The sequence below is a fragment of the Rhizobium sp. O111 genome (assembly GCF_055616315.1).
In genome coordinates, this window is the sequence record NZ_JBSHXL010000001.1 from 339,059 (window position 1) to 352,175 (window position 13,117).

At 61.8% G+C, this 13,117-nt stretch carries 14 protein-coding genes; 10 read left to right on the forward strand and 4 right to left on the reverse strand.

The window, feature by feature from the left end:
* Positions 1-68: 68 nt before the first annotated feature.
* The gene (locus ACVTFQ_RS01685; RefSeq protein WP_112435980.1) at positions 69-494 is read left to right on the forward strand and encodes a DUF4174 domain-containing protein; all 426 of its coding nucleotides are present in this window, start codon (positions 69-71) and stop codon (positions 492-494) included.
* Positions 495-531: 37 nt separating this feature from the next.
* The gene (locus ACVTFQ_RS01690; RefSeq protein ID WP_018898496.1) at positions 532-690 is read left to right on the forward strand and encodes a hypothetical protein; all 159 of its coding nucleotides are present in this window, start codon (positions 532-534) and stop codon (positions 688-690) included.
* A 15-nt stretch (positions 691-705) separates the two neighbouring features.
* Here ACVTFQ_RS01690 and ACVTFQ_RS01695 read toward each other — a convergent pair whose 3' ends face one another.
* On the reverse strand, positions 706-1,587 hold the full coding sequence (locus ACVTFQ_RS01695; protein ID WP_111561739.1) for a LysR family transcriptional regulator: 882 nt from the start codon (positions 1,585-1,587) through the stop codon (positions 706-708).
* A gap of 121 nt (positions 1,588-1,708) precedes the next feature.
* Between ACVTFQ_RS01695 and ACVTFQ_RS01700 the strand changes: the two genes are divergently transcribed.
* The 8 genes from ACVTFQ_RS01700 to ACVTFQ_RS01735 all read left to right on the forward strand — a co-directional run bounded on the left by ACVTFQ_RS01700 (position 1,709) and on the right by ACVTFQ_RS01735 (position 10,059).
* Positions 1,709-3,205 carry a CoA-acylating methylmalonate-semialdehyde dehydrogenase gene (locus ACVTFQ_RS01700; RefSeq protein ID WP_111561740.1) on the forward strand — a complete coding sequence of 499 codons (1,497 nt, stop codon included), beginning with the start codon at positions 1,709-1,711 and terminating at the stop codon, positions 3,203-3,205.
* Between the two features lie 180 nt (positions 3,206-3,385).
* Positions 3,386-3,865: an iron-responsive transcriptional regulator RirA gene (rirA, locus tag ACVTFQ_RS01705; RefSeq protein ID WP_047508293.1), complete on the forward strand. Its 480-nt coding sequence runs from the start codon at positions 3,386-3,388 to the stop codon at positions 3,863-3,865.
* Positions 3,866-4,203: 338 nt separating this feature from the next.
* Positions 4,204-5,799: an ABC transporter substrate-binding protein gene (locus tag ACVTFQ_RS01710; RefSeq protein WP_047508290.1), complete on the forward strand. Its 1,596-nt coding sequence runs from the start codon at positions 4,204-4,206 to the stop codon at positions 5,797-5,799.
* Between the two features lie 89 nt (positions 5,800-5,888).
* Positions 5,889-6,893: an ABC transporter permease subunit gene (locus ACVTFQ_RS01715; RefSeq protein WP_018898501.1), complete on the forward strand. Its 1,005-nt coding sequence runs from the start codon at positions 5,889-5,891 to the stop codon at positions 6,891-6,893.
* Between the two features lie 9 nt (positions 6,894-6,902).
* Positions 6,903-7,790, forward strand: a complete 888-nt coding sequence (locus ACVTFQ_RS01720; RefSeq protein ID WP_018898502.1) for an ABC transporter permease subunit — start codon at positions 6,903-6,905, stop codon at positions 7,788-7,790.
* 1 nt (position 7,791) lies between these two features.
* Positions 7,792-8,640, forward strand: coding sequence for an ABC transporter ATP-binding protein (locus ACVTFQ_RS01725; RefSeq protein WP_081931800.1), 849 nt, complete (start codon positions 7,792-7,794; stop codon positions 8,638-8,640).
* Positions 8,637-9,473, forward strand: a complete 837-nt coding sequence (locus ACVTFQ_RS01730; RefSeq protein ID WP_018898504.1) for a dipeptide ABC transporter ATP-binding protein — start codon at positions 8,637-8,639, stop codon at positions 9,471-9,473. Before ACVTFQ_RS01725 ends, ACVTFQ_RS01730 begins: the two co-directional genes overlap by 4 nt.
* A gap of 52 nt (positions 9,474-9,525) precedes the next feature.
* A complete protein-coding gene (locus ACVTFQ_RS01735; protein WP_111561741.1) occupies positions 9,526-10,059 on the forward strand; it encodes a gluconokinase in 534 nt (177 codons plus the stop codon).
* A gap of 9 nt (positions 10,060-10,068) precedes the next feature.
* Here ACVTFQ_RS01735 and ACVTFQ_RS01740 read toward each other — a convergent pair whose 3' ends face one another.
* The 3 genes from ACVTFQ_RS01740 to ACVTFQ_RS01750 all read right to left on the reverse strand — a co-directional run bounded on the left by ACVTFQ_RS01740 (position 10,069) and on the right by ACVTFQ_RS01750 (position 12,945).
* Entirely contained in the window at positions 10,069-11,316 is a 1,248-nt protein-coding gene (locus tag ACVTFQ_RS01740; protein ID WP_111561742.1) for an NAD(P)/FAD-dependent oxidoreductase, read from the reverse strand.
* A gap of 76 nt (positions 11,317-11,392) precedes the next feature.
* The gene (locus ACVTFQ_RS01745) at positions 11,393-11,893 is read right to left on the reverse strand and encodes an isoprenylcysteine carboxyl methyltransferase family protein (RefSeq protein ID WP_112435979.1); all 501 of its coding nucleotides are present in this window, start codon (positions 11,891-11,893) and stop codon (positions 11,393-11,395) included.
* Positions 11,894-11,895: 2 nt separating this feature from the next.
* A complete protein-coding gene (locus ACVTFQ_RS01750) occupies positions 11,896-12,945 on the reverse strand; it encodes a type III polyketide synthase (RefSeq protein WP_111561744.1) in 1,050 nt (349 codons plus the stop codon).
* Positions 12,946-13,117: the final 172 nt, after the last annotated feature.

The following is a 13,117-nucleotide window of genomic DNA, read 5'->3' on the forward strand; positions in this document are numbered from 1 at the left end:
GCCCTTCCGGCCGGCCATGGAACTCCCGCCATCAGCACACGTTCTCCTCCTATCAAAGGAGCGCGTCTATGCCGGAAACCCATGGCACAACCGAACGACCGGAGAACGGCCTCGACAAGGCGGTCATCCCAAGCCTTGCGCAGTTTCACTGGGAGAACCGCGTCGTCGTGATCTTTCCCGACAAGGACAATGCCCGAACCGCTCGCCAGGAAAACCAGCTGATGGCAGACCGGCCGGGGTTAGAGGAACGCGACTTGGTCGTGCTCAAGGTCGTCGGAAACACCGTTCGCCCGCTGTTCGGTGCCGTGAAGGATTTGGACGCCAAGGCGCTTTCGAATGATCTCGCCGCCCCGCCGCCGGGAGAATTCATGGCCGTCCTTGTCGGCAAGGACGGAACGGTGAAGCTAACGATCGACCAGCCGATGACGGCAGCCGAGCTTTTCACCATCATCGATGCCATGCCGATGCGCGCAGGCGAAACCGCCCAGAGCTAAATTGGGGCACCCAAGCCATATGAGAAAGGAGCGGATCATGTCCGTGCCAAACGAACCCTTGCCCGGCACACCGCCGATGCCGGGACCCGATTGGGCGCCGCAGCCTCCGATCCACGAGCCGGAGCCCGACAGCTTGCCCGACGAACTGCCCAATCCGAACCCCGATGAGAACGACGAGCCACCAAAGCACGCTTAAGACGTGCCGGCGTGGCTACAGGAACATCTGCCTGTCGGCCGACACCAGTTCCTGCAGGAAATCGACGACGGTGCGCACGCGCAGAAGGTCGCGTGCGCTCTCATGATAGGTCGTCCAGTAGGCGCGCTCGATCGAAACATCGGGCAGGATGCGGATCAGTTCGGGATACTGCCGGGCAATGTAATCGTGCAGGATGCCGATGCCGGCACCGGAGCGAACGGCTTCCGTCTGCCCGGTCGCGGTCGAAATCTCGAAGCCGGCGTCCCAACTGCGCATCACTGCCGATGAGAAATTCAGCGACGCGGTGAAGATCAGATCCTCGACATAGCCGATCCGGGGATGCTCCTTCAGGGCCTCGATATCGTCAGGCGTGCCGTTTGCTTCGAGGTAGTCTTTCGAGGCGTAGAGCCCGAGCGTGTAATCGGTCAGCTTCGAGGAGACGAGCCGCCCCTGTTCCGGCCGCTCGAGCGTGATTGCGATATCCGCCTCGCGCTGCGACAGCGAGAAGGAGCGGGGCACCGGCACCAGCTGTATCCGGAGCTCCGGGTGTCGCTTGATCAGCCGGCCCAGCCGTGGCGCCAGAAACGCGACGCCGAATCCGTCAGGCGCGCCGATCCGAACCGTTCCCGCAATGCTGCTGTCGAGATGGCCGAGGCTCGCCTGCGCCCTCAGCATCTCCGTCTCCATGCGTTCGGCTGCGTGCAGAAACATCTCGCCTTCCGCCGTCAGGTCGCAGCCATTGGTGCGGCGAACAAGCAGCCGGGTCTTCAGCCGCTCCTCCAGCGTCGTCACCCGGCGGCTCAGCGTGGCGTGGTTGACACCCAGCCGCTTGGAAGCCGAAAGGATTTGTCCGGTGCGGGCCACGGCCAGGAACATTCGCACATCATCCCAGTCCAAATCGGCCTCCGGCTTTAATTTTTGCACAACGGTTGCTTAAACCTGTTCATTGATTTGTGCAAATTGAAGTGCGATGCTGGCTCATCCAATAAAGACTGTGAAACCCAGAGGAGGCACACCCATGCATGAGATTGGTCATTTCATCGGCGGCAGACACGTCGTTGGCTCGAGCGGCCGCGCGAGCAATGTGTACAACCCGGCAACGGGCGAAGTTCAGGCGACCGTAGCGCTCGCCAGCAACGAGGAGATGCGCGCCGCCGTCGAAAACGCCAAGGCCGCGCAGCCGAAATGGGCAGCCACCAACCCGCAGCGCCGCGCCCGCGTCTTCTTCAAGTTCGTCGAGCTGCTGAACAAGCACATGGACGAGCTTGCCGTCATGCTCTCCAAGGAGCACGGCAAGACGGTTGAAGACTCCAAGGGTGACATCGTCCGCGGTCTCGAAGTCTGCGAATTCGTCTGCGGCATTCCGCACCTGCAGAAGGGCGAGTTCACCGAGGGCGCTGGCCCGGCGATCGACATGTATTCGATGCGCCAGGCCGTCGGCATCGGCGCCGGCATCACCCCGTTCAACTTCCCGGCCATGATCCCGATGTGGATGTTCGCGCCCGCGATCGCCTGTGGCAACGCCTTCATCCTGAAGCCCTCCGAGCGCGATCCGTCCGTGCCGATGCGCCTCGCCGAACTGATGATCGAAGCCGGCCTTCCGGCGGGCATCCTCAACGTCGTCAACGGTGACAAGACCGCTGTCGACGCGATCCTGACGGACCCGGATATCGGCGCCGTCTCCTTCGTCGGCTCGACCCCGATCGCCCGTTATGTCTATGGCACGGCTGCCATGAACGGCAAGCGCGCGCAGTGCTTCGGCGGCGCCAAGAACCACATGATCATCATGCCCGACGCCGACATGGACCAGGCCGTCAACGCGCTGATGGGCGCAGGCTACGGTTCCGCCGGCGAGCGCTGCATGGCGATCTCCGTTGCTGTCCCTGTTGGTGAAGAAACCGCCAACCGCTTGGTCGAGAAGCTGACGCCGAAGATCGAGGCGCTGCGCATCGGTCCTTACACCGACGAGAAGGCCGATCTCGGCCCTGTTGTCACCAAGGAAGCCCAGGCCCGTATCAGCAGCCTGATCGACAAGGGTGTGGAAGAGGGCGGCAAGCTCGTCGTCGATGGCCGCGGCTTCAAGCTGCAGGGTTATGAGGGCGGCTACTTCGTCGGCGGCACGCTGTTCGATCACGTCACGCCTGACATGGATATCTACAAGCAGGAAATCTTCGGGCCGGTTCTCTCCGTCGTTCGCGCCAAGAACTACGAGGAAGCCATCGACCTGCCGATGAAGCACGAATACGGCAACGGCGTTGCGATCTTCACCCGTGACGGTGACGCCGCCCGCGACTTCGCCAGCCGCATCAACATCGGCATGATCGGCATCAACGTTCCGATCCCCACCCCGCTTGCTTATCATTCCTTCGGCGGCTGGAAGGCATCGTCCTTCGGCGACCTCAACCAGCACGGCACGGACTCGATCAAGTTTTGGACGAAAACCAAGACCATCACCACACGCTGGCCCTCCGGCATCAAGGACGGCGCCGAATTCTCCATGCCAGTCATGAAATAAGTGATTGTTAAAGTTAGGCTTTGGATACGGGCTCCGCGAGGAGCCCGTTTTCGTTCAGGGCCGCGCGCAGCGCGCTTTTATAACGTGATTCATTTTTTCATCTTTTTCTATTTTGGAATTGTTCAAAACTATCAAAGGCATTATATACGGTGCCTAACGAGAACGAATCTGGAGATCGGCATGCGTTTGACCAAGCAGACCAACTATGCTGTTCGCATGTTGATGTACTGCGCTGCCAATGAAGGCAGTCTCAGCCGGATTCCCGAAATTGCTAAGGCATACGGCGTTTCCGAGCTCTTTCTGTTCAAGATCCTGCAGCCGCTGAACAAGGCTGGCCTCGTCGAGACCGTGCGTGGCCGAAACGGTGGTGTGCGTCTGGGCAAGCCGGCAGACAAGATCAGCCTTTTCGACGTCGTCCGCGTCACCGAAGACAGCTTCGCCATGGCCGAGTGCTTCGAGGATGATGGCGAAGTCGATTGCCCGCTGGTCGATAGCTGCGGCCTCAACTCGGCGCTGCGCAAGGCACTCAACGCCTTCTTCGATGTGCTGACGCAGTATTCGATCGACGATCTGGTCAAGGCCCGCCCGCAGATCAACTTCCTGCTCGGCCTTGAGGATCATCATCACCCGAAGCCACGGGCTGTCGCGCCGGCTGCCTGAGGTAGCGTCGCGTTATTCTTCGCAACCGCAGTCACGGATCGTGGCTGCGGTTGTTTCGTTTCTGGATTCCCATTGAAAGCGCTTGGCCCGAAGCTCGGTATTTGCACTACCATTGATATGCGCAACATTAAATGTGACCAAAACAAGGGTTATCCAGCGTGAATATTGCTAAATGCGGCCCATTTTCGGCGTAAAATTACTAAAGTTGTCCAGCTGGAAAAATTTTCCGGCCCGGTCGTTGATTTAAACAATCAAATGTCGTTCCATCGGCGCACGATCGGGAGGAGCGCTCTGCGATCAGACAAACGTATAAAAGAACAAACCTGGGAAACGAAATCATGAAAAAGATCTCTGTCCTTCTGGCAGCGACCGTTTTGGCTTCGGCCATGGCGTCGACCGCTTGGTCCAAGACGCTTGTATATTGCTCGGAAGGATCGCCGGAAGGCTTCGATCCCGCAATCTACACGGCTGGCACCACCTTCGACGCTTCTTCGCGTACCGTCTACAGCCGCCTGGTTGAGTTCAAGCATGGCAAGACCGAAGTCGAGCCGGGCCTTGCCGACAGCTGGACCGTTTCCGATGACGGCCTGACCTATACGTTCAAGCTGCATCCGGGCGTCAAGTTCCAGACCACCGAATTCTTCACGCCGACCCGCGACCTGAACGCTGACGACGTCGTCTTCTCGTTCGACCGCCAGCTGAAGGCCGACAGCCCCTGGGCCAAGTACGTCGCCGGCGTTTCCTACGAATACGCTGCCGGCATGGGCTTCCCGGATCTGATCAAGTCGGTCGAAAAGGTCGATGACCTGACCGTCAAGTTCACGCTGAACCATCCGGAAGCACCGTTCCTCGCCGACCTCGCGATGGACTTCGCATCGGTCGTTTCCAAGGAATATGCTGACAAGCTGCAGGCCGATGGCAAGATGGAGCAGATGAACCAGATGCCGCTCGGCACCGGTCCGTTCACCTTCGTCGCCTACCAGCCGGATGCCGTCATCCGCTACAAGGCCAACGAAACCTACTTCAAGGGCAAGGAAAAGATCGACGATCTCGTTTTCGCGATCACCCCTGACGCTTCGGTTCGCGCTCAGAAGCTCAAGGCCGGCGAATGCCACATCATGCCTTACCCGAACGCAGCTGATGTCAAGGATCTGAAGGCCGATTCCAGCCTCAAGGTTCTGGAACAGCCGGGCCTGAACGTTTCCTACCTCGCCTACAACACGCAGCAGGCGCCGTTCGACAAGCCTGAAGTGCGCAAGGCGCTCAACATGGCGATCAACAAGCAGGCGATCGTCGACGCCGTGTTCCAGGGCGCTGGCCAGGTTGCCAAGAACCCGATCCCGCCGACGATGTGGTCCTACAACGACGCCGTCAAGGACGATGCCTACAGCCCCGACGAAGCCAAGAAGATGCTTGAAGCCGCTGGCGTCAAGGATCTCTCGATGAAGATCTGGGCAATGCCGGTTTCGCGTCCGTACATGCTGAACGCACGTCGCGCCGCCGAGCTGATGCAGGCTGACCTCGCAAAGGTCGGCGTCAAGGTCGAGATCGTCACCCACGAATGGGCCGAATACCTGAAGCTCTCCAAGGACGTTAAGCGCGATGGCGCTGCCATCCTCGGCTGGACGGGTGACAATGGTGATCCGGACAACTTCCTCGACACGCTGCTCGGCTGCGAAGCCGTCGGCGGCAACAACCGCGCGCAGTGGTGCAACAAGGAATTCGACGCCCTCGTGAAGAAGGCCAAGAAGACCTCCGACGTTGCTGAGCGCACGAAGCTCTACGAAGAAGCACAGGTTGTCTTCAAGAAGGAAGCTCCCTGGGCAACCATCGACCATTCGACGGAATTCGTTCCGATGAACGCCAAGGTTTCCGGCTACGTGCAGGATCCGGTCGGTGTTCACCGCTTCGACGGCGTTGATATCGCCGAATAACCAAAACTATGCAAATATGCCCGACAAGATCGGGCTTGGCCGGCGGTCAGGTTTGATACCTGACCGCCGGACTAATATGGACATATGATATGTTTCGTTTTTTCATCGGGCGCCTAGCGGTCCTGATCCCCACCTTCCTCGGTGTTTCCATCATCGCCTTCGCGTTCATCCGCCTGCTGCCCGGAGATCCGGTCATGCTGATGTCGGGCGAGCGTGTCATGGCGCCGGAACGCCATGCCGAAATCATGCACGACCTCGGCCTCGACCGGCCCGTCTACGTCCAGTACATCGATTACCTCGGTAATCTCGTGCAGGGCGATCTCGGTTCGTCGATCGTCACCAAGCGTCCGGTCCTGCAGGAATTCATGTCGCTGTTTCCGGCCACGCTGGAGCTGTCGCTCTGTGCCATCCTGTTCGCCATCATCCTCGGCATTCCCGCCGGTATCTTCGCCGCCGTGAAGAGAGGGACGTGGTTCGACCAGGGGGTCATGGGCGTGGCCCTTGTCGGCTATTCGATGCCGATCTTCTGGTGGGGCCTGCTTCTCATCGTTCTCTTCTCGAATACGCTGCACTGGACCCCCGTCTCCGGCCGTATCTCGCTGATGTACTTCTTCAAGCCGGTCACCGGCTTCATGCTGATCGACAGTCTGCTGTCCGGTCAGGCCGGCGCCTTCAAGTCGGCCTTCCAGTCACTGATCTTGCCGACCATCGTTCTCGGCACTATCCCGCTGGCCGTCATCGCCCGTCAGACCCGCTCGGCCATGCTCGAGGTTCTCGGCGAGGATTACGTCCGCACCGCCCGCTCCAAGGGCCTCGCGCCCCTGCGCGTCGTCGGCGTGCATGCGCTGCGCAACGCCATGATCCCTGTTGTCACCTCGATCGGCCTGCAGGTCGGCGTTCTGCTTGGCGGCGCCATCCTGACGGAAACCATCTTCTCCTGGCCGGGTATCGGCAAGTGGATGGTCGATGCGGTCTTCAAGCGTGATTACACCGTGGTCCAGGGCGGTCTGCTCCTGATCGCGGCCATCATCATGCTCGTCAATCTGATCGTCGATCTCATGTACGGTCTCATCAACCCACGCATCAGACACTAGGAGCGGCCCATGAGCACGACAAACACAACGTCTGCCCAGCCCTCCGGTCTCTCGGAGTTCTGGTACTACTTCTCCCGCAACAAGGGCGCGGTCATCGGCCTCGTCGTCTTCGTCTTCGTTCTCCTGCTGGCGATCTTCGCATCCGTCGTCGCCCCGCATGATCCGAACGTGCCGTCGGGCTTCCAGCGCCTGCCGCCGGCATGGTCGGAAGGCGGCAACAGCGCCTATCTGCTCGGCACCGATGCGGTCGGTCGCGACATGCTTTCGCGTCTGATCTTCGGCACGCGCTTCTCGCTGTTCATCGGCCTCGTCGTCGCCTCGCTGTCGGCTGTCGCCGGCGTCCTGCTCGGCCTCATCGCCGGTTATTTCCGCGGCCGCACCGATACGATCATCATGCGCGTCATGGATATCATCCTGGCCTTCCCGTCGCTGCTTCTGGCCCTCGTGCTGGTCGCCGTTCTGGGCCCCGGTCTGTTGAACGCCATGATCGCGATCTCGATCGTCAACCAGCCGCACTTCGTCCGCCTGACCCGCGCCGCCGTCATCAGCGAGCGCGAGAAGGAATATGTCGTGGCCTCCCGCGTCGCCGGCGCCGGCACGCTTCGCTTGATGTTCAAGACGATCCTGCCGAACTGCCTGGCACCGCTCATCGTTCAGGCAACGCTGGCCTTCTCGGCGGCGATCCTCGACGCGGCGGCCCTCGGCTTCCTCGGCATGGGCGCCCAGCCGCCGACATCCGAATGGGGCACGATGCTCGCCGACGCCCGTGAGTTCTTCCAGAGCTCGCCGTCGCTTGTCACTTTCCCGGGCCTGTGCATCCTCATCACCGTTCTCGCCATCAACCTGATGGGCGACGGTCTGCGCGATGCGCTCGATCCCAAACTGAAGAGGTCCTGATATGGCACTTCTCGAAATCGAAAATCTCGTCGTCGAGTTCCAGACCTCGACCGGCACCTTCCGCGCCGTCGATGGCGTGTCGATGAAGGTCTCGGCCGGCGAAGTTCTGGCCATCGTCGGCGAATCCGGCTCCGGCAAGTCCGTCTCCATGCTTGCCGCCATGGGCCTTCTGCCTTGGACCGCGAAGGTCACCGCCGACAAGCTGGTCTTCGACGGTCGCAACCTGCTCGGCATGTCGGGCAGTGAGCGCCGCAAGATCATCGGCAAGGACATGTCGATGATCTTCCAGGAGCCGATCGCCAGCCTCAACCCGTGCTTCACGGTCGGCTTCCAGATCGAGGAAGTGCTGCGCATTCACCTTGGCCTCGGCAAGGCGGAGCGCCGCAAGCGCGCCATCGAGCTCTTCGAAGCCGTCGGCATTCCGAACCCCGCCGAACGCCTCGGCCACTTCCCGCACCAGATGTCGGGTGGCCAGTGCCAGCGCGTGATGATCGCCATTGCGATCGCCTGCAACCCGAAGCTCCTGATCGCCGACGAGCCGACCACCGCGCTCGACGTCACGATCCAGAAGCAGATCCTTGATCTCCTGATGCGCCTGCAGACGGAACACGGCATGGGTCTCATCATGATCACCCACAACATGGGCGTGGTCGCCGAGACCGCCGATCGCGTGATCGTGCAGTACAAGGGCCGCAAGATGGAGGAGGCCGACGTGCTGTCGCTGTTCGAAGCCCCGAAGAGCGACTACACCCGCGCGCTGCTCGCGGCTCTGCCCGACAACGCCACCGGCGACCGCCTGCCGACCATCGGCGAGATCTTCAAACAGACGAGTGAGGGAGCGGCCCAATGACGCCAGTCCTCGAAGGCAAGAACATCGTCCGCAACTACTTTCTGCCGGGCGGCCTGTTCAAGAAAGAAAAGACCGTCCACGCCGTCAAGGGCGTGAACTTCAAGGTGGAACAGGGCAAGACGCTCGCCATCGTCGGTGAAAGCGGCTGCGGCAAGTCCACGCTCGCCCGCATCATCACCATGATCGATCCGGCAAGCGACGGCGAACTCTTCATCGACGGCAAGAAGGTGGATATTGCAGCCGGCGACCTGACGCCCGAGATGCGCCGCAAGGTGCAGATCGTGTTCCAGAACCCCTATGGTTCGCTGAACCCGCGCAAGAAGATCGGCGATATCCTGATGGAGCCGCTGATCATCAACACCAACACGCCCGCTGCCGAACGCCGCGAACTGGCGATGTCGATGTTGAAGAAGGTTGGCCTGCAGGACGTCCATTTCAACCGCTATCCGCACATGTTCTCCGGCGGCCAGCGCCAGCGTATCGCGATTGCCCGCGCGCTGATGCTGAAGCCACGGCTTCTGGTGCTGGACGAGCCGGTTTCGGCGCTCGACCTTTCGGTGCAGGCACAGGTGCTGAACCTGCTCGCCGACCTACAGGACGAGCTGAACCTGACCTACGTCTTCATCAGCCACGACCTCTCGGTCGTCCGCTACATGGCCGATGACGTCATGGTCATGTATTACGGCGAGGCTGTCGAATACGGATCGCGGGATCAGGTTTTCAACGACCCGCAGCACAGCTATACCAAGACATTGTTCGCGGCGACGCCGCGCGCCGATGTCGACACCATCAGGGCACGTCTCGCCCGCAAGAATGCGGCCATCGCGTCGTAATCTTGGGTCTCCTGACACGGCGGATCATGCCGAGGTGAGGAGAATTTCTGGAATGTCAGCACAAAACACGCGCCCCCATGCCATCATCGTCATGGGGGTCAGCGGCTGTGGCAAGTCGTCCGTGGGCGAGGCCGTAGCAAAAGCCCTTGCCGTCGAATTCGCCGAAGGCGACGCCCTGCATCCGGCCTCGAACGTCGAGAAGATGTCGAAGGGCACCCCACTCACCGACGAGGATCGCATGCCCTGGCTCGATATCATCGGCCAGACCATGAAAGCCGCGCTCGACCGCAACGAGGGCATCGTCGTTTCCTGCTCGGCACTGAAGAAAAGCTACCGCGACCGCCTGCGCGCCGCCGTCGATGGCAATCTGTTCTTCGTCTATCTGCACGGCTCCAGGGAGCTGTTGACCGCACGCATGGGCGCCCGCAAGGGCCACTTCATGCCGCTCTCCCTGCTTGAAAACCAGCTGGCAACGCTCGAAATCCCGACCGGCGAACCGGGTGTCGTCACCGTCGACATCGACGGAACGATAGACGAGATCGCGAAGACGGCGCTCCGCGATCTCAAGGCTTTGGGTATATCCTAGCCGGATCGTTTACGGATTGAACCGCTGCGGCGAGTAGGCGGAGATGTCGACGAAAGGCTTTTCGCCCGTCATCTGCTCCGCCAGCGCCCTTCCGGTCACCGGCCCGAGCGTCAGCCCGTGATGCGCGTGGCCGAAGGCGAACCACAGGCCCTCGTGGCGCGGCGCCTTGCCGATGATGGGCATCATGTCGGGCGTGCAGGGGCGGGCGCCCATCCAGGGTTCGGGATCGAGCCGCTCGCCGAGGGGAAACACGCCGCGTGCCACCTTTTCGGCGCGGTCGAGCTGCACCGGCGTCTTTGGCGCGTCGATCACCGCGAACTCAGCACCCGTCGTCAGCCGGATGCCGGTTTCCATCGGCGCCATCAGATAGCCGAGCTCCGTATCGGCCACGGTGTTGTTGAGCACCGCGTTGCCTTTCGCCGAATAGTGCATGTGATAGCCGCGCTTGACCCCGAGCGGGAAGGCATAGCCAAGCCGCTTCGTCGCGACCGCCGCCCATGGCCCCAGCGCCATCACCGCTTCGTCGGCTTCGACGGGACCTTCGTCGGTCGCGATCTTCCAGCCGGCGCCGAATTTTCCGAAGGAGTTCGCATCCCCGGTGATGAAGCGGCCGCCGATGCTTTCGAAATAGCGCAGATAGCTTGCCGTCAACGCCTGCGGATTGATGACCGACCACGGATCGCGCCACTTCAGCGCGCCGACGAAGCCGAGATTGAGATCTGGCTCCAGCCGCGCCAGATCGCCGGTATCCAGCTTGTCGAAGCCGACGCCGAATTCCCGCTGCAGCCGCTCGGCCTCGGCGAATTCCGCGTCGCGTTTTTCACCGGTGCGGAACACCTCGATCCAGCCGTTCTTGCGGATCAGATGCTCGGCGCCGGCCGCCTCGATCAGGTCGTTGTGCTCGGAGATCGAATGCGCGATCAGCGGCGCGTAGGCCTTCGAGATCATCTGGTGGCGCTTGGTGTTGGAGTGCCACCAGTAGCGCGCCAGAAACGACAGCTGGCTAGGCAGCGCGTTCAGGTGATAATGCGCGTCGATACGGTTGTTGAAGGCGTAGCGGACGAGAAGCCCGAGCTGCTGCGGAAAGCCGTAGGGGACCACGCCCTCACGCTGGATCAATCCGGCATTGCCGAAGGATGTGCCGTTGCCCGGCGGCTTGCGATCGATCAATGTCACCTGGCGTCCGCGCCGCTGCAGATGAATGGCTGTCGATACGCCGACGATGCCGGCTCCAAGCACGATTACGTTCTTCGTCATTTTTCCACGAAACCCACGATAGTCTAGGCATGGAAAATGCCCCTCCGCCAAGCCGCGTGCAAATGAAAAATCGCATTCATTTCAAAAACATTGCCGCCTTCAGCGCGCGGTTCTCCACCGAGATGCGAAGCCACAACATCAGCCCGTTCAAGATGGAGAAGATGGCGGCGAATAGCGGCATGCCGAAGACAAGCGGCAGCACCGCGATCTCGCCGATGACAACCGCGTAATTCGGATGCGAGAAAAGCCGGTAAGGCCCTTCGCGCACGAGCGGCGCCCCCGGCAGCACGATGATCCGCGTCGTCCATCGCCCCTTCAGCGTAGCCAGAACCCAGAGCCGACCAAGCTGCAGCACGACGAAGAGCACGAGCCACATCCGCTGCACCGGATGGCCCGGCGCAAGCAGCCAGAGCCCGGCCAGCCAGCTCGCATGCAGCGCCACCATGACAGGGTAGTGGTCGGCGCCGATCTCGCGGGCGCCGCGCGCCATAAGCGCGCGGGTGTTGCGGCGGGCGATGACAAGCTCCGCCAGCCGCTGCAGCGTCACGAAGCCGAGGATAAGGATCGATGGCCACATGGTCAGGCCCTCGTCAACGTCACGCAGCTGGCCGAAAATCCCGGCCCCATCGCAATCATCGCCGCCCGCTTGGGCAATCCCTCACGCAGCACCCGCTCAAGCACGAACAGCACCGTCGGTGACGACATGTTGCCGTATTCCTCCAGCACCGCCCGCTCATGGTCGAGCGCCGAGGACGGGATCGACAAGGCCGTCTCCAGCGCCGCCAGAACGCGTGCCCCGCCGGGATGGCAGATGAAGCGGTCGATATCCGCGCGCCTCAACCCGTTGCGATCAAGAATGCCGTCGATCGCCGGCCCCAACTCCTTCTCCGCAAAGGGCGGCAAGGATTGCGCCAGCACGATCCCGAAGCCGGTATCGTCGATCTTCCAGCCCATGATCCCCAGCGTATCGGGAAACAGGTGCTCGCCGGTGGATTCGACAGCGGCAAGCCCCTCCGGCCCAGCCCGCAAGATGCAGGCCGCCGCGCCATCGCCGAACAGCGCCGTGGCGATGATGTTTGCCCGCGTCAACTCGTCGAGCCGGAAGGCAAGCGTGCAGAGCTCGATCGAAACGAAGAGCACGGTCGCGCCGGGTCGCGCCTTGGCAAGCCGCGCCGCGATCGCAAAGCCCGAAACGCCGGCCGCGCAGCCGAGGCCGAATACCGGCAGGCGCTCGACATCCGTCCGAAACCCGATCTCCGATGCCAGCTGCGCATCGAGGCTCGGCGTCGCGATACCGGTGGAAGAGACAGTGACGATGCAATCGACATCGGCTCCCCTGAGGCCAGCCTGATCGAGCGCCGCCGTGACGGTCCGCCGAAACAGGCTTCGTGCCTCGTCCTGATAGGCCTGCATCCGGTCTCCCCAGCCATGCGGCTCGGTGAACCATGAGAGTGGCCGCGCGGCGTGTCGCGTGCGGATGCCGGCGTTGGCGAAGACCGGCACAAGATGCGCGAAGTCCTTCAGCCGGCTGGAAAACAGCCGTGCCGACGTTTCCGCGGCTTCCTCCTGCGTGATCACATGCAGTGGCGCCGCGGTGGCGAGGCTGAGTAGTTTGACGGTCTCGTTCACGAAAATGCTCCTGTTCGTCCCCCGGCGCACGCGGAGCAAACACGCCAGCCCGCGCTTTATTCGCCGCTGGCTCTCACGAAACGGTGATCGGAAAAATCGGGACATCCGCCGAATAAACCCGCCGGCTGCGGTGTTCATTCGCCGCAACCATGTCTTCCAGACCAACCCGTCT